The organism is Paraburkholderia sp. SUR17 (genome assembly GCF_029536165.1).
In the GTDB taxonomy this organism is placed as follows: domain Bacteria; phylum Pseudomonadota; class Gammaproteobacteria; order Burkholderiales; family Burkholderiaceae; genus Paraburkholderia; species Paraburkholderia kururiensis.
Genome location: NZ_CP120508.1, coordinates 3,645,877 through 3,665,992, shown reverse-complemented (window position 1 = coordinate 3,665,992; position 20,116 = coordinate 3,645,877). Strand labels below are relative to the sequence as shown.

Sequence of the window (20,116 nt, the reverse complement as noted above, 5' to 3'; positions counted from 1 at the left end):
CATGGCAGACCTATTGACCATCCGCAATCTCGCGGTGAACTTCAGCGGCCTGCCGGCGGTGGACCGCATCAACCTCTCGGTCGCGCCCGGCGAAGTGGTGGGCGTAGTGGGCGAATCGGGCTCGGGCAAGAGCGTGACGATGATGGCGCTGATGGGCCTGATCGACCCGCCCGGCAAAGTCACAGCCGACGAGGTCACGTTCGACGGCAAAGACCTGCTCAACGCGTCGCCGAAAGCGCGGCGCAAGATCATCGGCAAAGACGTGGCGATGGTGTTTCAGGACGCGCTTACGAGCCTGAACCCGAGCTACACCGTCGGCTATCAGATCAAGGAGGTGCTGAAGCTGCACGAAGGACTGCGCGGCGACGCGCTGGAGCGGCGCGCGCTCGAACTGCTCGACCAGGTGGGCATTCCCGATGCGAAGAACCGCATCACGGCGTATCCGCATCAGATGTCGGGCGGCATGAACCAGCGCGTGATGATCGCGATGGCCGTGGCCTGCAACCCGAAGCTGCTGATTGCCGACGAGCCCACCACGGCGCTCGACGTGACCATCCAGGCGCAGATCATGGAACTGCTCGTGCGTCTGCAGAAGGAACGCGGCATGGCGCTCGTGCTCATTTCGCACGACCTCGCGGTGGTGTCCGAAGTCGCGCAGCGCGTGGCCGTGATGTACGCGGGCGAGATCATCGAAACGAACCGCGTGCCCGATATTTTCGAAGCGCCGCATCATCCGTACACCGAAGCGCTGCTCGCCGCGATTCCCGAGCACAACGTGGGCGCGGTGCGGCTCGCGGCGCTGCCGGGCATGGTGCCGGGCCGCGATGACCGTCCGCGCGGTTGCCTCTTCGCGCCGCGCTGCAAGTACGTGGTGGACGACTGCATGAAGGCGCGTCCGTCGCTGGACCCGGTGCCAGGCGTGGGCGAGTTCGCGCGCGTGCGCTGCATCAAGCCGCTGAACGTGACGGGCAGCGGTGCTTCGCAACCCGCGCATGCGCCGTCTTCCACCCAATCGACTCAACCGGGAGGCGCACGATGAACGCAGTCCCTCAGGTGCCTCCGCGCGACACCCACGCTTCGGGCACTGACCACGTGCTCGTGGCCGACCACCTCGCGAAGCACTACGCCGTGCGGCGCGGCATGTTCGGGCATGGCACGGTGAAGGCGCTCAACGGCGTGTCGTTCGCGCTGGAACGCGGCAAGACGCTTGCGGTGGTGGGCGAATCCGGTTGCGGCAAGTCCACGCTCGCGCGCCAGCTCACCATGATCGAGCCGCCCACTTCGGGGCGCCTCGTGATCGACGGCGTGGATGTGGCGGGCGCCGATCACGCGACCATCTCCCAACTGCGTCGCCGCGTGCAGATGGTGTTCCAGAATCCGTTCGCCTCGCTCAATCCGCGCAAGACGGTGGAGCAGACGCTGGCCGAGCCGCTCGTCATCAATGCACAGGCGAGCGCTGCCGAACGCGCGGAGCGCATCGCGCACATGATGCGCATCGTCGGCCTGCGGCCCGAGCACGCCAAGCGCTATCCGCACATGTTTTCGGGCGGGCAGCGTCAGCGCGTGGCGATTGCGCGCGCGATGATTCTCGACCCGCAGATCGTGGTGGCCGACGAGCCGGTGTCCGCGCTCGACGTCTCCATCCAGGCGCAGATCCTCAACCTCTTCATGGACCTGCAGGACGAGTTCAAGACGAGCTACGTGTTCATCTCGCACAACCTCTCGGTGGTGGAGCACATCGCTGACGACGTGATGGTGATGTACTTCGGCGGCGTGGCCGAACTGGGCGACAAGAAGACGGTGTTCGAGCGTCCGCGGCATCCGTACACGCGTTCGCTGATGTCGGCCACGCCCTCCATCTTCGAGGCGGACCGCCGCATCAAGATCAAGCTGCAGGGCGAGTTGCCGTCGCCGCTTAATCCGCCCTCGGGCTGCACGTTCCACCAGCGCTGCCCGTATGCGATCGAGCGGTGCCGCACGGAGGAACCGAAGCTTCGCGAAGTGGATGGCCGTCAGGTATCCTGCCACCGTGCAGAGGAGGTGGGGGAATCGGATGCCTGAAGCGACGGCGGCGCGTCGTTTTACGCGCCGCTTGTGTGAAAGCGGCGCGCATGCTGCTTCACGCTTGGTCTCTGTGCGTTCGGTTTTCCCGGGCCGCGTCTTCGTCCGGCGCTCGCTCGGGCGCAGGCTGGTGAGCGCGGCGCTGCTCGTGGCGCTGATGCTCGGTGGGTCGGGGCGGGGCGCCGTCGCGGGCACGGGCGGCGTCAGGCCGCCGGTCCCGCCGCCGGGCGCCGCGAATCAGCCGCGCGCCACCTTGCCGGGCTTCAATCCGCCGCCCGGCGCATTCAGTTCCGCGTCGGGCACCGTGGCGGGCGGCCCCGTACGGACCCAGCCGGCGCGCATGCCGTTCTACGTGGCGACGCACGGCACCACCACCATCTATGTGCTCGGCACGCTCCACGTGGGCGATCCCGCCGACTATCCGCCCGGCCAGCCGTTTCGCCCCAGCATCCTGGCCGCGCTCACGGCGTCGCCCACGCTCGCACTCGAACTCTCGCCCGACGACCTGCTCGTCTCGCAGGACGACGTCACGAAATACGGCGTCTGTTCGCGGCCGTGCCTGCCGCGGCTGTTGCCCGAGCCGCTGTGGCACCGGCTCGAGATGCGTCTGCGGGGCAACCCCGCCGCGCTCGACGAGATCCGCAAGATGCGGCCCTGGCTGGCCTCGCTGCTGGTGGAGACTTACGACTCGCTCTCCGCGGGCCTGCAGACCGAGTACGGCACCGAGGCACAGTTGCAGAACGTGTTCCTGAAGCTGAAGGGACGCAAGATCGTGGGCCTCGAAACGCTGGCTGAGCAGATGCGCGCGTTCACGAGTCTCACGCTCGCGCAGCAGCGCGAGATGCTCGCTCAAGACCTGGTGCAGACGCCCGCGCAGAACGCGGCGGACGTGCAGACGCTGTTGCGCCTGTGGCGCGTGGGCGATGCGGATGCGATCGCCGCCTGGCAGGCCGCGAAATCGGAGCGACTCGCGCGCGACCGGCGCGTCTCCGACGCCGTGGACAACAAGATCGTCTACGAGCGCAATCGCCGGTTCGTGACCCGCATGCTGGCGATCGCGGCGCCGAACCGGCCGCTCTTCGTGGCGATCGGCGCACTGCATCTGGGCGGACAACGCGGCGTGCTGGCGCTGCTGCGCCAGCACGGGTTTGTCGTCGATCCGGGTTGAAGCGGCCGGATTGAAGCCGCGCTGAGCCTGGGTTGAATCAGGCTCAAGCCTTGCCGAAACGCCGCTGAAGGCCGCCGAAGCTCTGCCGAAACTCCGCCGAAGCGGCCGGTCCCTCGAATCAGAACCCGAACACGTTCAGCAGCACGATGTTGGCCGCCAGAATGCCGAGCGCCGTAGGCACCTGCACGCGGATCACCGCATTCTTGTCCGGCAGTTCCAGCAGCGCGGCGGGCACGATGTTGAAGTTCGCTGCCATCGGCGTCATCAGCGTGCCGCAGTAGCCCGAAAACATGCCGATGGCGGCCATCACGGCCGGGTTCGCGTGGAACATGCCCACCAGCACCGGCACACCGACGCCGCCCGTCATCACCGGAAACGCCGCGAAGCCGTTGCCCATGATGACCGTGAAGAGCGCCATGCCCACGCAGTAGACGATCACGGCGACCACGCGCAGGTCCATGTCGATGTACGACGTGGTGACGTGCGCCACGGCCTTGCCCACGCCGGCATCCGAGAACACGAGGCCCAGCATGCCCAGCATCTGCGGCAGCACGGCGGCCCACGAGAGCGCGTCCACGAGACGCCGCGCTTCCTTCACCGACTGGCCCACGCTGTCGCGCGTCAGCATGCACGCAATGCCGAGCGCGATCACGCAGCCCACGCCGAAGCCGATCAGCGTCACGTTCTTCGCCTCGATGAGCGGCGTGCCGCCGAACACGAGGTGGCTTGCCGAAAGCGTCAGCACCACGGTAACGAGCGGAATGGTGAGCGCGGGCACGAAGAGCTTGTTGCCGAGGCGCACGGCACTGGCGCGGCGCACTTCGTCGGAGAGCACTTTCGGCCTGGCCGCGGTCACGCCGCCGAAGCCGGCAATGAGCGCCATCGCGATCACGAGCACGCCCACCACTTCGGGCGGCAGGCGGTCGCCCACGAGAAAGATCACGGCGTAGACAATCCAGAAGCCCCCCGCGGTGAAGCGGCGCGGATGCTCGCGGTCCGTGGCGATCATGCCGCCGATCACGAGCAGCACGATGCCCAGCAGCCAGAACAGGTAGTTGATGGTGAGCGTCATGCTTCGTCTCCCGTGGTGGCGTTCGTGTGGGCGGCGGGTGTGGCGGCTGCGGCGGATGCATTCGCGTGAGCCTTGCGCTGGCCGCCGAGCTCGCGCTCCAGCTTGCGGTCAAGCAGATACAGCCGGAAGCCGTGAATCAGGAACGCGCAGATGGCCGTGGGGATACCCCACACCGCGACGTGCATCGGCTCGACAGAGACGCCGGCTTCCTTGAGGAAGGTGGTCATGAGCACGATGGCGCCGAACGCGACGAAGATGTCTTCGCCGAAGAAGAGGCCCACGTTGTCCGTTGCGGCGGAGAATGCGCGCAGACGCTGGCGCACGGCGTCGGTGAGCTTGCCGAAGCGGTTTTCGGTGGCGCCTTCGGCCATTGGCGCAATCAGCGGACGCACCATCTGCGGATGCCCGCCCAGACCCGTCAGGCCGACGGCGGCGGTGAGTTCGCGCACGAGCAGATAGACGATCAGCAGACGCCCCGCCGTGGCCGCCTTGATGCCGGCAATCCACATCTGCGCGCGCTCGCGCAGGCCATGGCGTTCCAGCAGACCGATCACGGCGAGCGGCAGCAGGATGATGAGCGGGATGTTGCGCGTCTTGATGAAGCCGGTGCCGATGGCCGCGAGAATCTTCTCGGGCGGGAAGTGTGCCGCGGCGCCGGTGGCGATGGCGGCCACGGCGACGATCAGCATCGGATTGAACCGCAATACGAAGCCAACGATGATGACGGCCACTCCAATGAGCGGCCATAAGCTGACGGTTGTCTGCATCAGGATCTCCAAACGGGGTGTGATTGGGCCGTCTTGCCTCGTTGGCCGCTGGTGGCGGCTTGGGATGGCGCGTGACGGCTCTTGAGGTGCTGCGCGGCTCTGGGCGGCCGCTTGGACATCGGGGTAATGCTTGATGCGGGTGATGCTTTTAGTGCTGCTGCGTGCTGCTTTTCTAATGCTGTTGGTTGCTGCCGGTTGTTGCTGCTGGCTACCGATTGCCACTGCCGATTACCACTGCCTGTTGCCACTACCGATTGCCACTACCGATTGCCGTTGCGGCGCTTGCCGCTCGATGCGGCTGCGTGACGAATGTGGCCCGATGCATTCGCGTGCCTCGCGCGGCCCGCGCGTTGCTTCCCGCGTCGCCGCGCTTCACCTCAGCACATCTCACCGCACCGAACCGCATCGGCCCCTTCAAACCCGCGCCGCACCCGCCGCATGCACTTCGATGCCGGCCGCGTCGAGCGCCGCACGAATGCGCTGCGCGAACGCGAGCGCGTGCGGGCCGTCGCCGTGCAGGCAGATGGTCTGTGCATTGAGCGGTACCCACTCGCCCTCCACGGACTGCACGCGTTGCTCGCGGATCATGCCCAGCGTGCGTTCGAGCACGGCGTCTTCGTCGTCGAGCAGAGCGCCCGGCTGCGAGCGCGGCACGAGCGAGCCGTCGGCGCGGTAGCCGCGGTCGGCGAAAACTTCTTCGATGGCAACGAGACCGGCGGCGCGCGCGGCCGTGACCAGTCCGCTGTTCGCGAGCGCGAATACCGCCACCGACGGATCGAAGTCGTGCACCGCGGAGACGATCGCATCGGCGATCTTCGGGTCGCGCGCGGCCTGGTTGTAGAGCGCGCCGTGCGGCTTCACGTGGGCGATGCGTCCACCTTCGGCCTGCGCGATCGCCGAGAGCGCGCCGAGCTGGTACAGCACGCCCGCGTAGATTTCACTGGCAGGCAGGTCCATCTCCTTGCGGCCGAAGTTCTCCGGGTCGTTGAAGCTGGGATGCGCGCCGATCGACACGCCCTTTTTTACGGCCCAGCGCACGCAGTCGCGCATGGCATTGGCGCCGCCTGCGTGCCAGCCGCACGCGATGTTGGCGGAGCTGACGAGGTCGAGCAGCGCTTCGTCGGAGCCGCAGCCTTCGCCGAGATCGGCGTTCAAATCGATTTCCATGGCCTGTCCTGTTGGTGCTGGACGCCGTCGGCGTCCGTCATGTTGCTTACGCTGCGCGCGCGGCGATGCCCGCCGTGCAGCGTTCTTCGTGCATGGCGATTGCGGCATCGATCTGCCGCAGATACGCGTGTTCTTCGGCGAGCGCGGCGCGCGCTTCGTCGGGTGTGGTTTCGATGAAGCGCACGCCGCCGTTCAGGCGCACCTGCGCGAGTTTCCAGAGGTCCGCGCGAATCACCGAGCCGATCTTCGGGTAGCCGCCCGTGGTCTGCGCGTCGCCCATCAGCACGATGGGCTGGCCGCCCGGCGGCACCTGGATCGTGCCGGGCAGCACGGCATGCGAGAGCAACTCGGTTTTGCGGCTGCGCGCGAGCTGCGTGCCTGCAAGGCGATAGCCCATGCGATTGCTGTTGGGCGTGACGAGCCATTCGTCCGACCAGAACGCCTGCTGTGCCTCGCGCGTGAAGCTCTCGTATTCGGGCCCGGGCAGCACGCGGACCGGCACGGCCCACGGCAGCCCCGACGGATGCCGGCCGCGCCGGTGCGGCTCGTCCACCTGCGCGAACCTGCACCAGGCGGGCGCGGCCACGCCGAACTCGCGCGTCGCCGGGCTGAAGCCGGGCGTGGTGCGCGTGGGCACGCCAAGCGGCAGGCGGTCGCCGTCCTTCAGCGCGCGACCGCCGAGGCCGCCGAATTGCGCGGCGAGGTCGGTGCTGCGCGAGCCAAGCATAGGCAGCACGTCGATGCCGCCCGCTACGCAGACGTAGCCGCGCATGCCGCGCTTCGCCGCCTGCAGCGCGAGTTCCTGGCCCGCCTGCACGGGCAGGCTCCACCACGACCACACGGGCTTGCCGTCGAGCGTCGCGCTGAAGTCCGTGCCCGTGATGGCGACGCGCGTGGCGCGCGGAAAGCGCAGCACGAGCGGGCCGAAGGTCACTTCGAGCGCTGCGGCGTGAGACCGGTTGCCTACCAGCCGGTTGCCCACTTCGAGCGCGAGGCGGTCGAGCGCGCCGGCCGTCGCCACGCCGAGGTGACGGTAGCCGTGGCGGCCCTGGTCTTGCACCGTGGTCAGAAGCCCCGCGCGGATCACTTCGATCATAGGCTGATCCCCGCGATGGTGAAGCGAACCCGGTCGCCCGGCTGGAGCAGCGTGGGCGGGTTGCGCGAGGGATCGAAGAGTCGCAGCGGGGTGCGTCCGATGAGTTGCCAGCCGCCCGGCGAGACGGCCGGATAGATGCCCGTCTGCTCGCCGCCAATGCCGATGGTGCCCGCGGGCACTTCGAGGCGCGGCTCGGCGCGGCGGGGAGTGTGCAGCGCGGCTTCCAGTCCGCCCATGTAGGCAAAGCCCGGCTGGAAGCCGAGGAAGAACACCACGTAGTCGCCGGCCGCGTGACGGCGTGCCACGTCTTCGGGCGAAAGGCCGGTGTGCTCGGCAACCGTGCGCAGATCCGGGCCGGCTTCGCCGCCGTATTCCACGGGAATTTCCACCTCGCGCCCTTCGGCATGCGCGCGCGGCGCGGCGTGCCAGGCGGCCGCCAGCTGTTCGCCGAGCTGGGCGGCGTCTGCTTCGAGTGGGTCGAACACGACGGTGAGATTGTTCATGCCGGGCACGACTTCGAGCACGTGCGGCCACGTGTGCGCCGCTTCGGCGGCCGCCCAGACGCGGCGCTGCACGTCGAGCGTGGCGGGCGGCGGCGCTTCGCAGACGAGGGCGCTGTCGCCGAGCGGATAGATGCGGGGTGAGCTCATAAGTACATGGGTTCGGTGTGGACGACGGCGGTCGGCCTGCGGTTTCGGTGCGCTCGACCGTTCAAACGGTAGGACGGCGCAGGGGCGGGCGCAACTGCAAGGCGCTGGCCGAAGTTCGTCCGACCGTTATCGTCCGATTCGTCGTATAGCGTACATTCTCAATAATTTATCTACAAATTATCAATAAGCGTTTTTGCCAGGGCCGCCGCCTGCTGCGGCGTCGTACACTCTCGCCACGACTCCAAACCGCCATTCCGGGCACCCGCCATGTCGCGCAATCCCACGAAAATCGTTTCCTCCGAGCACCTCGTTTCTGAAGCAAGCGCTGAACTCTCGGAGTTCGAGTACGCGCTGATCATGGCAGGCAACGCTTTCAATCGGTGGATGGTGCGCTGCATGTCGGCGGCGGGCGTGAAGGACATGACCGCGATCGAGGTGTCGCTGCTGCATCACGTGAGCCATCGCGAGCGCCGCAAGAAGCTCGCCGACATCTGCTTCGTGCTCAACATCGAGGACACGCACGTAGCCACCTACGCGCTCAAGAAGCTGATGGCGCGCGGCTACGTGGCAAGCGAGAAGTCGGGCAAGGAGGTGTTCTTTTCGGCAACGCCGGAAGGACGCGAGCTGTGCCTCAAGTATCGCGAGGTACGCGAGAGCTGCCTCATCGCCACGCTCAAGGAAAGCGGGCTCACGAACGAGCAGATCGGCGACGCGGCACAGCTGATGCGCAACGTCTCGGGGCTCTACGACACGGCGGCGCGGGCCGCGGCGTCGCTTTGAGGAAGGGTTTCGATGAAGTGGTGAGGCGTGTTGGCCTCGATGATTGTTACCGGCTGGCCTTGTGGCCGGTTGCTGCAGCGGTGTCGGTCGTGGCGGTGGCCGTGGCCGGATAGCACGCCGCGTCAGTAACGATAGTGTCGAGCGGAATGTCGTGCGCCTCGCGCACGAAGGCGGACGTGCGGCAGCTTTCATACGCGATGCCCACCGTCACGGGCCGCGACTCGCCGGGCCATGCCGCGAGCGTGCGGTCGTAGTAGCCGCCGCCGTACCCGAGGCGATAGCCGTCGTCGTCGAAGCCGACGCACGGCACGAGAAGCAGGTCGGGAATCACCACGCGGTTCGACGCGGGCTCGGGAATCTTGTGGTGGCCTTCGCGCATCGGCGTATCGGGTGCCCACGCGTGGAATTCGAGCGGCGCATGGCGATGGCGGATCACCGGCAACGCCGCCGTGCGATGGCTCTTGACTGCGAGCCAGGTGGCGATGACATCGCGCGCGTCGACTTCGCCTCGCACGGGCCAGTAGAAGCCCACGCAAGCGGGCTCGTAGCGCTCCAGCATCTCGAACAGGCGACGCTTCAACGCCTTCTCTCGCGCGGGTTCGCGAGCGGCCAAAAGACGCGCTTCCAGCAGCCTTGCACGCAGGTCGTTTTTCGATTCCGCGCTGGGGTTGCGTGCTATGCTTGGGTTCACTTCGCGCTCCAGAAACAACGATGTCAACACGCCTTCTTCGAGTATATCGCGCGGCCGGTCTCATGCTTGCCGCTGCGGCACTCGTCGCATGCAGCACGGCGTCGGCCGTGCGTCCTGTTCCGGTTTCCCAGCTCAATAACGACGACCAGATTTTCGTGCAGTTGCGCGAAGCGGCGCGCAACAACGACGCAGCTCGCGCGGCGCAGCTCGCGTCGATGATTCCCGACTATCCGGCGCCGTCGTACCTCGAGTATTTCCAGCTCAAGCCGCAACTGTTCGACTCGCAAGGCCATGCGCGCGTTGATGCGCCCGACCAGCCAGTGCTCGCGTTCCTCCAGAAGTACGACGGGCAGGCCATCGCGGACCGGCTGCGCAACGACTACCTCGCCGTGCTCGGCGCGCGTCACGACTGGCGCAATTTCGACGACCAGTACGCACGCTTCGTTCTCAACGACGACACGCAGGTGAAGTGCTATGCGCTCGAATCGCGCGCATCGCGCGGCGAGAACGTGGCCGACGCGGCGCGCGCATTGCTCGTGGAGCCGCGCTGGTACGGCGACGGCTGCGTCGATCTCGTCACGGCGCTCGCCGCGAAAGGCCAGTTCAGCACGAACGACGTCTGGCAGCAGATCCGCCTTGCCTACGAGCAGAATCAGCAGACCGTGGGTACGCGCCTTCTCGATGCGCTGGGCTCGCAGGCGCCCGACGCCGCCACATTCAGCCGCGCCGTGAGTACGCCGCCGCTGCTGCTCGCGCGCGGCGTGGGCCCCGACAACACCTCGCACCAGCTTGCGCTGCTCGCCGTCACGACGATGGCGCGCAACGACCCCGCGATGGCGGCCGCCACCTACGCGGCCGTGGCGCCGCAGCTGAGTTCGCCGGAACGCGCCATCGGCTGGGGCACCATCGGCTATCAGGGCGCGCTCAAGCAGATGCCCGCTGCCGTGGATTGGTACCGGCTGTCGGCCAACGCGCCGCTGTCGAACCCGGCCTACGAATGGCGCACGCGCGAGGCGCTGCTCAACGGCGACTGGACCATGGTGCGCTGGTCGATCGAGCAGATGCCGGCCGCGCTGCGCGCGCAGCCCGCCTGGGTGTACTGGCATGCGCGCGCGCTCAAGCAGGCCGGCGACACGGCGCAGGCCAATGCCGAGTTCGAGCAGATCGCGCCGGGCTACAACTTCTACGGTCAGCTCGCAACCGAAGAGCTGGGTCGCAAGATCACCATTCCGCCAAAGACCCAAGTCACCGACGCCGAGATCGACAAGGCTGGCAACACGCCGGGCTTTGCGCTCGCGCGGCGCTTCTACTCGCTGAACCTGCGGCTGGAAGGCAACCGCGAATGGAACTGGCCGCTGCGGGGCATGACGGACCGCCAGTTGCTTGCCGTGGCCGAGTACGCACGCGGTATCGAGCTTTACGACCGCACCGTGAACACGGCAGACCGTACGAAAGCTGACCACGACTTTTCGCTGCGCTACCTCGCGCCGTTCCGCGACGTCGTGGAGCGCGACGCGCAGTCCACAGGGCTCGACGTCGAATGGGCCTACGGGCTCATCCGCCAGGAGTCGCGCTTCATTCTCAACGCGCGTTCCGACGTGGGTGCGAGCGGCCTGATGCAACTGATGCCGGGCACGGCGCAACTGGTGGCGAAGAAGATCGGCCTGGGGCCGCTCTCGCGCGAGCAGATGAACGACATCAACACCAACATCCTGCTCGGCACGAACTACCTTTCGATGATCTACAATCAGTTCGATGGTCTGGCCGTGCTGGCCACAGCCGGCTACAACGCCGGGCCGGGCCGTCCGCGCGCGTGGCGCCAGGCGCTGCCGCACGGTGTGGAAGGCGCGATTTTCGCCGAGACCATTCCGTTCACGGAAACGCGCGACTACGTCAAGAATGTGTTGTCCAACACGGTCTACTACGCGGCGCTCTTCGAAGGGCGCCCGCAATCGCTGAAAGAGCGGCTCAGCTACATCGCTCCGTAAGCGGCAGCATTGCCGCCGCGCTTAAGGCCCGTACACGAGGCGTACACCAGGCCCCAAGCGCGGCGGTCCGCCAGCAGCGTTCATCGCCTGCACCGCGCGGAGGCAGTCGCCGCGACCGCCGCCCGCGCACGAACGAGGGAGTCGAACATGCGACATCAGGTCATCGCAGTCATCGGCGGCTCCGGATTCATCGGCAGCCATCTCGTCAATGCGCTCGTGGAAGCCGGCAAGAACGTGCGCATCGCCACCCGACGCCGCTACAACGCGCGTCATCTCACCCTGCTGCCCATCGACGTGATCGAAACCGACGTATTCGATCCGGTGAAGCTCGCGAGCTTCGTCGAGAACGCCGACGCGGTCATCAATCTGGTGGGCACGCTGCACGGCAGCCGCGGCACGCCCTATGGTCCCGAGTTCGCAAAGGCGCACGTGGAGTTGCCTACGAAGATCGTGGCGGCGTGCGAGGGCAAGGGCGTGCGTCGGCTCGTGCACGTGAGCGCGATAGGCGCCGATCCGGCCGGCCCGAGCATGTACCTGCGCTCGAAGGGCGACGGCGAGCGCGCCGTGCATTCGGCGGCGGAACTGGCCACCACGATCTTCCGGCCGTCGGTCGTGTTCGGTCCTGAGGACACCTTCCTGAACCGCTTTGCGTTCCTGCAGAAGCTCTTTCCCGTCATTCCGCTCGCGATGCCCGACGCGAAGTTCCAACCCGTCTTCGTGGGCGACGTGGCGAAGGCCATCGTCAACGTGCTCGATCTGGACGCCTCCGTCGGGCGTACTTACGAACTGGGCGGGCCGACGGTCTATACGCTCGAGCAACTGGTGCGCTATTGCGGCGAGGTGATTGGCCGGCACGCACGCATCGTGCGTCTGCCGGATGCGCTCGCGCGCCTGCAGGCGCTCTCATTCGAGTTCGGCCCTGGCGAGCCGCTTATTTCACGCGACAATCTGGACTCCATGAAGGTGGACAGCGTGATGAGCGGCCCGCTTGCGCCCGAACTCGGCATCGAGCCGGCGAGCATCGAAAACATCGCGCCGCTGTATCTGACCGGCGCCTCGGCGCGCTCGCGCTTCGACACGTTTCGCGCCAGCGCCGGGCGCTGAGCGGGGGGGGCGTCCGCGTCGTCCAGTTCATCCGGTTCATTCGTTCCTTGCCCCATCACACAACATGAAACTCGTTATCGGTGACAAGAACTATTCGTCGTGGTCCATGCGGCCTTGGGTGCTGCTCAAGCACTTCGGCATTCCGTTCGAAGAGGTCGTGATCGAACTGCTTCAGCCCGACACGAAAGCCTCGATCCTGCAGTACTCGGCGTCGGGCAAGGTGCCATGCCTGATCGGCGACGACGGCGTGCCCGTGTGGGACTCGCTCGCCATTGCCGAGACGCTCGCCGAGCGCTTCCCGCAGCACGCGATGTGGCCGCGCGATGCCACGGCTCGCGCGCGGGCTCGCTGTGTGAGCGCGGAAATGCATTCGAGCTTCGGCGACCTGCGCTCGCAGATGTCGATGAACATTCGTGCGTCGTGGCCCGGCCGCGGCGCGACGCCGGGCGCGCTCGCAGACGTCGCGCGCGTCGATACCCTCTGGCGCGACTGTCTTGCAGCGAGCGGCGGTCCGTTCCTGTTTGGCGAGTTCGGCATTGCCGACGCGATGTATGCGCCCGTGGTCATGCGCTTCAACACCTACCAGCCCGAGATTTCGGCCGTGGCGCAAGGCTACGTGGCGCGCGTCAACGCGCATCCCGCGGTGGCGCAGTGGGTGGAAGACGCGCGTCGCGAGACCCATCGCATCGCCAGCTACGACGTATGAATATCTACGCAGTAGGCGGTGCCATTCGCGACGAACTGCTAGGCGTGCCGGTGCAGGACCGCGATTACGTGGTGGTTGGGGCGACGCCCGAGCAGATGATCGCGCAAGGGTTTCGTCCCGTCGGCAAAGACTTCCCGGTGTTCCTCCATCCCGACACGAAGGAGGAATACGCGCTCGCGCGCACCGAGCGCAAGACCGCGGCCGGTTATCACGGCTTCCAGTTCTACTACGCGGCCGACGTCACACTCGAAGAAGACCTCGCGCGTCGCGACCTCACCATCAATGCGATGGCCCGCGAGGTGCGGCCCGACGGCGAGCTGACTGGTCCGGTGATCGACCCGTTTCACGGCGAGGCCGACCTGCGCGCGCGCGTGTTCCGGCACGTGAGCGACGCGTTCCTGGAAGACCCGGTGCGCATTCTGCGCGTGGCGCGCTTTGCCGCGCGCTTCGCGGACTTCACCGTGGCGCCCGAAACGGTGGCGCTCATGAAAAAGATGGTGGAGGCGGGCGAAGTGGACGCGCTCGTGCCCGAACGCGTATGGCAGGAGGTGTCGCGCGGGCTCATGGAACAGAAGCCTTCGCGCATGTTCGAGGTGCTGCGCGAGTGCGGGGCGCTCGCCCGCGTGCTGCCCGAGGTGGATGCGCTGTTCGGCGTGCCGCAGCGCGCCGACTACCATCCCGAGGTCGACACCGGCGTACACGTGATGATGGTGGTCGACCACGCCGCGCAGCAGCGTTACGCGCTGCCCGCGCGCTTTGCGGCGCTCACGCACGACCTCGGCAAGGCGACCACGCCCGACGACGTGCTGCCGCGTCACATCGGCCACGAGGGCCGCAGCGTCGATCTGTTGAAGCCGCTCTGCGAGCGCCTGCGCGTGCCGAACGACTGCCGCGACCTCGCCATTCTGGTGGCGCGCGAACACGGCAACATCCATCGCGTGATGGAGATGGGCGCGGCGGCGCTGGTGCGCCTCTTCGAGCGCTGCGACGCGCTGCGCAAGCCGGCGCGCTTCGCTGAAGCTTTGCAGGCCTGCGAGGCCGACGCACGTGGGCGCCTTGGCTTCGAGTCGCGCGAGTATCCGCAGGCGGAGCGGTTACGCGAGGCGCTGGTGGCGGCGCGATCCGTGGATGCCGGCGCGATTGCGAAGGAGCACGCGGAGCGCCCGGAGCAGATCAAGGACGCCGTGCACCGCGCGCGGGTGAAGGCGGTGGCGCGGGCGATTGGCGGTGGGGAAGATGCGGCGGAGTAGGCGATGCAGGTGCGGCGGAGTCGCTGCGCCGGGCGTCGAACATCCCGAGCCGAACGCCGTTGCCGCGCCGCCGTGCCGCGCTAACGCGGCAGCGAGCCACCGCGCTCAAAGCATCCGCACGATGAGCGACAACACCATCGAGATCACGAGCGTCGACATGAACGGGAACGAATACTCGCGCCCGAAAAGCCGCAGCGTGAAGTCGCCAGGCAGCCGGCCAATGCCGATCTTGCGCAGCCACGGCAGCGACCCCGAGAGAATCGCCACAGCGATGAACGTGGTGAGCAGCCAGCGCAGCATGTCGTGTCGGGTTCCGGGCCTGAAGGTGGTTTAAAGCGTGTGCGAGCGGTCGCCGCGCGAGAAAGCGGTGAGGGTCTCGCTGATGCCGCGTGAAAACGCGATCACCTTGAAGAGCTCGCCCATCTCCGCTTCGGAGAGCAGCTTCTGGACCGCGTTGGCCGCGGGCAGGAAGTGCTCGATGTCCTGCGGATCGATTTCGGCGAGCGCATCGGTGATACCCGCGTTCATCAGGAAGCGCGCCTGCGAGGTGTAGCCGAGCAGATCGGCTCCGGCCTCCACGCCGGCCTCCGCGATACCCGTGAATTCGACGTGCGCCGTGATGTCGGTGAGACCCGGGTAGAGGAACGGATCGCCGTGCGCGCGGTGCCGGTAGTGGCACATCAGCGTGCCTTGGGCGCGCTGCGCGTGGTAGTACTCGTGGCGCGGAAAACCGTAGTCGATGAAGAACGCCGCGCCGCGCGTGAGCATGGAGCACACCGTGCGCGTGAAGGCGAGAGCCGCTTCGTGCGTTTCGGCGACGTAGCCACCGTCTGCGTCGATGCCGGCCAGCAGCGCCGCATCGGCCGGCGAGGCGAGCGGGCGGTCGGCGAAGGTGAAGCGGCCGTCCGCGGCCACCGTGACGCCGCGTTCGTACCAGACGGCGCCTTGCGTGCGGTGGCCATTGAGCGTGTGGCCGTTGATCGTGTGGCCGTTGAGCGTGTGGCCGATGAGCGCCGGCGCTGACTCCCGCGAATCGTGAGCGACAGCGTCAGCGCCATGGTCAGCGCGCACGAAGAGCCGCACCGGCATCGCGTCCAGCACCTCGTTGCCCACTACGACGCCTTCGAAGTGCTCGGGCAACGCATCGAGCCAGCGCACGCGGTTCGCCAGCGCGGGCGCTTGCGCTTCGATCGTTTCGCGCTGGCGCTGGCGCAACTCGCCGGAGAGTTCGACGATGGAATAGGTCTCGAACGCTGCGTCCAGCGTGGCCAGCGCGTTCAGCAGCCCGGCCGCGAGCTTGCCCGTGCCCGCGCCGAACTCCATGACGTGCCGCGTGCCGCTAGCCGCGAGCGCTTCGGCAATGGGCCGCGCGAGCGTGGCCGCGAAAAGCGGGGACAACTCGGGCGCCGTGACGAAGTCGCTCCCGTCTTCGGCGCGCCATCCGAATTTGACCGCGCCGCCGCTGTAATAGCCGAGGCCCGGCGCGTACAGCGCACGCTCCATGTAGCGGTTGAACGGCAGCCAGCCGCCCGCCGCTGCGATTTCGCCGCGCACGAGATCGGCCAGCGCTTCGGACTGCGCCAGCGCGGCAGGGCCCGGAGCAGGTAAACTATCGGGTTCGAGAGCTTTCGGATTCATTCCCGCATTGTAAATGAGCGCTTCTTCCGGCACTTTCGGCCCAGCCAGCGTTGAAAACGCGTCGTCCCGTGCATCCACGGCGGGCCGCGCGCCGGCGCGCGTCGTGCTCGTGACGGGCGCGGCGCAGCGCGTGGGCCGAGCACTGGCGCTCGGCTTTGCCGAAAGCGGCTGGGACGTGGGCGTGCACTACGGCACGTCGCGCGACGAGGCGGCGGACGTGGTCGAGCAGATTCGCAAACTGGGCCGCCGCGCGGCGGTGCTGCACGCTGACCTCGCCGTGGAGGCGCAGGTCGCCGGACTGGTGCCCGCCTGCACGGCGGCGCTGGGGCGGCCGGTCTGCGTGGTGAACAACGCGTCGCGCTTCGACGAGGACACCGCACGCAACGTCGGCTACGAAGGGTTGCTCAAACACACGGCGATCAACCTGGGTGCGCCGCTCGTGCTGGCGCGCACGCTGTACGAGGCCACGCCCGATGCTGCCGCTGCCGACGAGTCCTTGCGCACCGTGGTGATCAACGTGCTGGACCAGAAGCTGTACAACATGAATCCGGACTACCTCTCGTACACGCTGACGAAGGCCGCACTCGAAAACGCCACGGTGGCGCTCGCGCAGGCTCTCGCGCCGAAGGTGCGTGTGGTGGGCCTCGCGCCGGGGCTCACTTTGCCCTCGGCATGGCAGACGCCGGAAGCGTTTGCCGCCGCGCATCGCGTGACGCCGCTTGGCCATGCCTCGCGTCCCGAAGATCTGGTGGCGGCGGCGCTGTATCTGGCCGACGCGCGCGCCGTAACGGGCACGACGCTTCTCGTGGACGGCGGCCAGCACCTGGTGCCGCTGCCGCGCGATGTGATGTTTCTGACGCCGGGCGCCTGACGAACCGCCGCGCCCGGACCGAGTTGAACTGAAGACTGAACCGCCGAAACGCCGAAACGGAACGGCACGCCAATGTGCCCTCCGCCACGCCCGCCTGAACTGGAACGACCATGCTAGCCGCCTCCGCCTTTGCGCATCCGAAACTCGCCGCGTGCCGCAGGCTTTTCCTGCGCAATTACGAGGTGTACATCAACATCGGCGTGCACGACTTCGAAAAACGCGGCGAACAGCGCGTCGTGATCAATATCGACCTGTTCGTGCCGTTCGCGCTTTCCACGCCGAAGGAAGACAAGCTGCGCGAAGTGGTGGATTACGACTTCATGCGCGCGACAGTCGCGAAGCGCGTCTCGCAGGGGCACATCCATTTGCAGGAGACGCTGTGCGACGACCTTGCGCGCGCCATGCTCGAGCATCCGCACGTGTTGGCGGCCCGCGTGTCGACCGAAAAGCCCGACGTTTATCCGGACTGCGATGCCGTGGGCGTCGAAGTCTTTCGCATCAAAGAGGACTGATTCATGAACGCTCCCGAGATTGCCGGCGGTGTAGCTGCCGCCACGCCGGCCGATGCCGTCGCGCTGCAGAGCCGGGAAGCTGGCCAGGAACGCAGCCAGGAAGCCGACGAGGCCACTGGCCAGCAAGCCAGCCGCCGCGCCCTTACGCGCCGCGAGCAGAAAGAGGCGTACGAGAACAACAAGCTCTTCAAGCGGCTGGCGCGCCTCGTGGGCCAGGCCATTGGCGACTACAACATGATCGAGGACGGCGACAAGGTGATGGTCTGCCTGTCGGGCGGCAAAGACAGCTACGCGCTGCTCGACGTGCTGCTGCGCCTGCGCGAGCGCGCGCCCATCGACTTCGACATCGTCGCCGTGAATCTCGACCAGAAGCAGCCGGGCTTCCCCGAGCACGTGCTGCCCGAGTACCTCACGCAGCGCGGCGTGCCGTTTCATATCGAAAACCAGGACACCTACAGCATCGTCAAGCGCCTCGTGCCCGAGGGCAAGACCACGTGTTCGCTGTGCTCGCGGCTGCGCCGCGGCATTCTGTACCGCGTGGCGGGCGAACTGGGTGCGACGAAGATTGCGCTGGGCCATCACCGCGACGACATCCTGCAGACGCTGCTGCTCAACCTGTTCTACGGCGGCAAGCTGAAGGGCATGCCGCCCAAGCTGCAGTCCGACGACGGCAAGAACGTCGTGATCCGGCCGCTTGCCTACGTGAAGGAAACGGACCTCGAAAAGTACGCCGAGCTACGCGAGTTCCCGATCATTCCGTGCAACCTCTGCGGCAGCCAGCCGAACCTGAAGCGCGCCGAGATGAAGGCGTTGATCCGCGAGTGGGACAAGCGCTTCCCGGGCCGCGTGGACAACATGTTCAACGCGCTCGCGAACGTGGTGCCGTCGCACCTGATGGACTCGAAGCTGTTTCCGTTCGCCGGATTGCGCGCCACGGGCGAGGCCGACCCGCAAGGCGACATCGCGTTCGACGACGATCCGTGCTCCACGACGAGCGGCGATGAGACGCTCGCGAACGGAGCCACGAAGCCCATTTCCATCGTGCAGTTCGACGATCTTTGAGCGGGCAGGGCGCAGCGGCGACGAACGGCCGCCGTCGCCGCTGCGCGCGACGGGACATGTTCCGAGGCGCCCGCGCCAGCCGTGGTTTCAGCGTTTCCGCCCCAGCCGATCGGTACATATGCCCATGCTAGAATGCCCGGCTTCCAATCCCGTCTTCTCGCCGACGCCATGAATATCGTCATTTTGGCGGCAGGCACCGGCAAGCGCATGCGGTCCGCGCTGCCCAAGGTGCTTCATCCTCTGGCCGGCCGGCCGCTTCTCTCACACGTCATCGATACTGCCCGCACGCTCAAGCCCGCGCGGCTCGTGGTGGTGATCGGCCATGGCGCCGAGGCCGTTCGCAGCGCCGTTGCCGCGCCGGACGTGCAGTTCGCCGTGCAGGAGCAGCAGCTGGGCACCGGGCATGCCGTGCAACAGGCGCTGCCGCTGCTCGATCCCGCGCATCCCACGCTGGTGCTTTACGGCGACGTGCCGCTCACGCGGGCCAGCACGCTGCGGCGCCTCACCGACGCCGCGGGCCAGAACGGCTACGGCGTGCTGACCGTGACGCTCGACGACCCCACCGGGTACGGGCGCATCGTGCGCGATGCCGATGGCGGGGTGCTGCGCATCGTGGAGCAGAAAGACGCGTCGGAAGAGCAACGCCGCATTCGCGAAATCAATACCGGCATCATCGTGACGCCGACGGCGCCGCTCGCCGACTGGCTCGCGTCGCTCAAGAACGATAACGTGCAGGGCGAGTTCTACCTCACCGACGTGGTCGAGCTTGCGATCGAAGCGGGGCTCGAAGTCGTTACCACGCAGCCCGACGAAGAGTGGGAAACGCTCGGTGTGAACAGCAAGCAGCAGCTTGCGGAACTGGAGCGCATCCACCAGGGCAACGTGGCCGACACGCTGCTCGCCGAAGGCGTGACGCTGGCGGACCCCGCGCGTATCGACGTGCGCGGCACGCTGGAATGCGGGCGCGACGTCTCGATCGACGTGAACTGCGTGTTCGAAGGACGCGTGACGCTCGCGGATAACGTCGCCATCGGCCCGAACTGCGTGATCCGCAACGCGACGATTGGCGCCGGCACGCGTGTGGACGCCTTCACGCATATCGAAGGCGCGCAGGTGGGCGCGCAGGTCGTGCTGGGTCCGTACGCGCGGCTGCGTCCGGGCGCGGCGCTCGCTGACGAGGCGCATGTGGGCAACTTCGTCGAGGTGAAGAACGCCGCGATTGGCCACGGCTCGAAGGCGAATCACCTGACCTATATCGGCGACGCCGACATCGGCGCGCGCGTGAATATTGGCGCGGGCACCATCACGTGCAATTACGATGGCGCGAACAAGCACCGAACGATTATCGAAGACGATGTGTTCGTGGGCTCGGACACGCAGCTCGTGGCGCCGGTGCGCATCGGCCGCGGCGTGACGATCGCGGCGGGCACGACCGTCTGGAAGGACGCCGAAGCCGGCGCCCTCGTGCTGAACGACAAAACGCAGACGGCGAAGTCCGGCTACGTGCGTCCCGTCAAGAAGAAAAACTGAAGC

Annotated in this window: 19 protein-coding genes and 1 pseudogene; 12 read left to right on the top strand and 8 right to left on the bottom strand. The window is 67.2% G+C overall.

Features of this window, described 5'->3' with window-relative positions; genetic code table 11:
* Position 1: 1 nt before the first annotated feature.
* The 3 genes from P2869_RS16410 to P2869_RS16400 are packed head-to-tail and all read left to right on the top strand — an operon-like array spanning position 2 to position 3,229.
* On the top strand, positions 2 to 1,039 hold the full coding sequence (locus P2869_RS16410; protein WP_277596995.1) for an ABC transporter ATP-binding protein: 1,038 nt from the start codon (positions 2 to 4) through the stop codon (positions 1,037 to 1,039).
* Positions 1,036 to 2,061, top strand: a complete 1,026-nt coding sequence (locus P2869_RS16405) for a peptide ABC transporter ATP-binding protein (protein ID WP_277596994.1) — start codon at positions 1,036 to 1,038, stop codon at positions 2,059 to 2,061. The genes P2869_RS16410 and P2869_RS16405 overlap by 4 nt, the downstream gene beginning before the upstream one ends.
* On the top strand, positions 2,054 to 3,229 hold the full coding sequence (locus tag P2869_RS16400; protein ID WP_277596993.1) for a TraB/GumN family protein: 1,176 nt from the start codon (positions 2,054 to 2,056) through the stop codon (positions 3,227 to 3,229). Before P2869_RS16405 ends, P2869_RS16400 begins: the two co-directional genes overlap by 8 nt.
* A gap of 118 nt (positions 3,230 to 3,347) precedes the next feature.
* Here the strand turns inward: P2869_RS16400 and P2869_RS16395 are convergent, their stop codons facing one another.
* The 5 genes from P2869_RS16395 to pxpB form a co-directional block, all read right to left on the bottom strand.
* Entirely contained in the window at positions 3,348 to 4,301 is a 954-nt protein-coding gene (locus P2869_RS16395) for a DUF979 domain-containing protein (protein ID WP_017772090.1), read from the bottom strand.
* Entirely contained in the window at positions 4,298 to 5,068 is a 771-nt protein-coding gene (locus P2869_RS16390) for a DUF969 domain-containing protein (protein ID WP_277596992.1), read from the bottom strand. The genes P2869_RS16395 and P2869_RS16390 overlap by 4 nt, the downstream gene beginning before the upstream one ends.
* Before the next feature lie 414 nt (positions 5,069 to 5,482).
* The gene (gene pxpA, locus P2869_RS16385) at positions 5,483 to 6,235 is read right to left on the bottom strand and encodes a 5-oxoprolinase subunit PxpA (RefSeq protein ID WP_017772088.1); all 753 of its coding nucleotides are present in this window, start codon (positions 6,233 to 6,235) and stop codon (positions 5,483 to 5,485) included.
* Between the two features lie 46 nt (positions 6,236 to 6,281).
* Complete coding sequence (locus P2869_RS16380; protein ID WP_277596991.1) at positions 6,282 to 7,331, bottom strand: biotin-dependent carboxyltransferase family protein; 1,050 nt, start codon at positions 7,329 to 7,331, stop codon at positions 6,282 to 6,284.
* Positions 7,328 to 7,981: a 5-oxoprolinase subunit PxpB gene (gene pxpB, locus P2869_RS16375; RefSeq protein WP_017772086.1), complete on the bottom strand. Its 654-nt coding sequence runs from the start codon at positions 7,979 to 7,981 to the stop codon at positions 7,328 to 7,330. The genes P2869_RS16380 and pxpB overlap by 4 nt, the downstream gene beginning before the upstream one ends.
* A gap of 267 nt (positions 7,982 to 8,248) precedes the next feature.
* Here pxpB and P2869_RS16370 point away from each other — a divergent pair, with 267 nt between their 5' ends.
* Complete coding sequence (locus tag P2869_RS16370; protein WP_017772085.1) at positions 8,249 to 8,761, top strand: winged helix DNA-binding protein; 513 nt, start codon at positions 8,249 to 8,251, stop codon at positions 8,759 to 8,761.
* Between the two features lie 46 nt (positions 8,762 to 8,807).
* On the opposite strand, the gene P2869_RS16365 is transcribed toward P2869_RS16370, so the two are convergent.
* Complete coding sequence (locus P2869_RS16365; protein WP_277596990.1) at positions 8,808 to 9,452, bottom strand: 5-formyltetrahydrofolate cyclo-ligase; 645 nt, start codon at positions 9,450 to 9,452, stop codon at positions 8,808 to 8,810.
* A 20-nt stretch (positions 9,453 to 9,472) separates the two neighbouring features.
* Here P2869_RS16365 and P2869_RS16360 point away from each other — a divergent pair, with 20 nt between their 5' ends.
* The 4 genes from P2869_RS16360 (at position 9,473) to P2869_RS16345 (ending at position 14,500) form a co-directional block, all read left to right on the top strand.
* Complete coding sequence (locus P2869_RS16360) at positions 9,473 to 11,440, top strand: lytic transglycosylase domain-containing protein (protein ID WP_277596989.1); 1,968 nt, start codon at positions 9,473 to 9,475, stop codon at positions 11,438 to 11,440.
* Positions 11,441 to 11,587: 147 nt separating this feature from the next.
* The gene (locus P2869_RS16355) at positions 11,588 to 12,544 is read left to right on the top strand and encodes a complex I NDUFA9 subunit family protein (protein ID WP_277596988.1); all 957 of its coding nucleotides are present in this window, start codon (positions 11,588 to 11,590) and stop codon (positions 12,542 to 12,544) included.
* A 64-nt stretch (positions 12,545 to 12,608) separates the two neighbouring features.
* On the top strand, positions 12,609 to 13,250 hold the full coding sequence (locus tag P2869_RS16350) for a glutathione S-transferase family protein (protein ID WP_042302012.1): 642 nt from the start codon (positions 12,609 to 12,611) through the stop codon (positions 13,248 to 13,250).
* On the top strand, positions 13,247 to 14,500 hold the full coding sequence (locus P2869_RS16345) for a multifunctional CCA addition/repair protein (RefSeq protein WP_277596987.1): 1,254 nt from the start codon (positions 13,247 to 13,249) through the stop codon (positions 14,498 to 14,500). Before P2869_RS16350 ends, P2869_RS16345 begins: the two co-directional genes overlap by 4 nt.
* A gap of 105 nt (positions 14,501 to 14,605) precedes the next feature.
* Here the strand turns inward: P2869_RS16345 and P2869_RS16340 are convergent, their stop codons facing one another.
* Together P2869_RS16340 and P2869_RS16335 are read right to left on the bottom strand one after the other, a co-directional pair.
* Positions 14,606 to 14,800, bottom strand: coding sequence for a DUF2905 domain-containing protein (locus P2869_RS16340; RefSeq protein ID WP_126878167.1), 195 nt, complete (start codon positions 14,798 to 14,800; stop codon positions 14,606 to 14,608).
* Between the two features lie 30 nt (positions 14,801 to 14,830).
* Positions 14,831 to 16,156, bottom strand: a pseudogene (locus P2869_RS16335) (SAM-dependent methyltransferase); the annotation flags it as partial.
* Here P2869_RS16335 and P2869_RS16330 point away from each other — a divergent pair.
* The 4 genes from P2869_RS16330 (at position 16,152) to glmU (ending at position 20,113) form a co-directional block, all read left to right on the top strand.
* Complete coding sequence (locus tag P2869_RS16330) at positions 16,152 to 17,009, top strand: SDR family oxidoreductase (protein ID WP_277596985.1); 858 nt, start codon at positions 16,152 to 16,154, stop codon at positions 17,007 to 17,009. The pseudogene P2869_RS16335 and the gene P2869_RS16330 overlap by 5 nt on opposite strands.
* Before the next feature lie 110 nt (positions 17,010 to 17,119).
* Positions 17,120 to 17,521: a dihydroneopterin aldolase gene (locus P2869_RS16325; protein WP_017772076.1), complete on the top strand. Its 402-nt coding sequence runs from the start codon at positions 17,120 to 17,122 to the stop codon at positions 17,519 to 17,521.
* Positions 17,522 to 17,524: 3 nt separating this feature from the next.
* Positions 17,525 to 18,583: a tRNA 2-thiocytidine(32) synthetase TtcA gene (gene ttcA / locus P2869_RS16320; protein ID WP_017772075.1), complete on the top strand. Its 1,059-nt coding sequence runs from the start codon at positions 17,525 to 17,527 to the stop codon at positions 18,581 to 18,583.
* Between the two features lie 168 nt (positions 18,584 to 18,751).
* Entirely contained in the window at positions 18,752 to 20,113 is a 1,362-nt protein-coding gene (gene glmU, locus P2869_RS16315; protein ID WP_277596984.1) for a bifunctional UDP-N-acetylglucosamine diphosphorylase/glucosamine-1-phosphate N-acetyltransferase GlmU, read from the top strand.
* The last annotated feature ends 3 nt before the right edge of the window (positions 20,114 to 20,116 follow it).

Coding starts and splice junctions, on each gene's coding strand:
- P2869_RS16410 (WP_277596995.1), top strand. CDS start 2: ATGGCAGACCTATTGACCATCCGCAATCTCGCGGTGAACTTCAGCGGC.
- P2869_RS16405 (WP_277596994.1), top strand. CDS start 1,036: ATGAACGCAGTCCCTCAGGTGCCTCCGCGCGACACCCACGCTTCGGGC.
- P2869_RS16400 (WP_277596993.1), top strand. CDS start 2,054: ATGCCTGAAGCGACGGCGGCGCGTCGTTTTACGCGCCGCTTGTGTGAA.
- P2869_RS16395 (WP_017772090.1), bottom strand. CDS start 4,301: ATGACGCTCACCATCAACTACCTGTTCTGGCTGCTGGGCATCGTGCTG.
- P2869_RS16390 (WP_277596992.1), bottom strand. CDS start 5,068: ATGCAGACAACCGTCAGCTTATGGCCGCTCATTGGAGTGGCCGTCATC.
- pxpA (WP_017772088.1), bottom strand. CDS start 6,235: ATGGAAATCGATTTGAACGCCGATCTCGGCGAAGGCTGCGGCTCCGAC.
- P2869_RS16380 (WP_277596991.1), bottom strand. CDS start 7,331: ATGATCGAAGTGATCCGCGCGGGGCTTCTGACCACGGTGCAAGACCAG.
- pxpB (WP_017772086.1), bottom strand. CDS start 7,981: ATGAGCTCACCCCGCATCTATCCGCTCGGCGACAGCGCCCTCGTCTGC.
- P2869_RS16370 (WP_017772085.1), top strand. CDS start 8,249: ATGTCGCGCAATCCCACGAAAATCGTTTCCTCCGAGCACCTCGTTTCT.
- P2869_RS16360 (WP_277596989.1), top strand. CDS start 9,473: ATGTCAACACGCCTTCTTCGAGTATATCGCGCGGCCGGTCTCATGCTT.
- P2869_RS16355 (WP_277596988.1), top strand. CDS start 11,588: ATGCGACATCAGGTCATCGCAGTCATCGGCGGCTCCGGATTCATCGGC.
- P2869_RS16350 (WP_042302012.1), top strand. CDS start 12,609: ATGAAACTCGTTATCGGTGACAAGAACTATTCGTCGTGGTCCATGCGG.
- P2869_RS16345 (WP_277596987.1), top strand. CDS start 13,247: ATGAATATCTACGCAGTAGGCGGTGCCATTCGCGACGAACTGCTAGGC.
- P2869_RS16340 (WP_126878167.1), bottom strand. CDS start 14,800: ATGCTGCGCTGGCTGCTCACCACGTTCATCGCTGTGGCGATTCTCTCG.
- P2869_RS16330 (WP_277596985.1), top strand. CDS start 16,152: ATGAGCGCTTCTTCCGGCACTTTCGGCCCAGCCAGCGTTGAAAACGCG.
- P2869_RS16325 (WP_017772076.1), top strand. CDS start 17,120: ATGCTAGCCGCCTCCGCCTTTGCGCATCCGAAACTCGCCGCGTGCCGC.
- ttcA (WP_017772075.1), top strand. CDS start 17,525: ATGAACGCTCCCGAGATTGCCGGCGGTGTAGCTGCCGCCACGCCGGCC.
- glmU (WP_277596984.1), top strand. CDS start 18,752: ATGAATATCGTCATTTTGGCGGCAGGCACCGGCAAGCGCATGCGGTCC.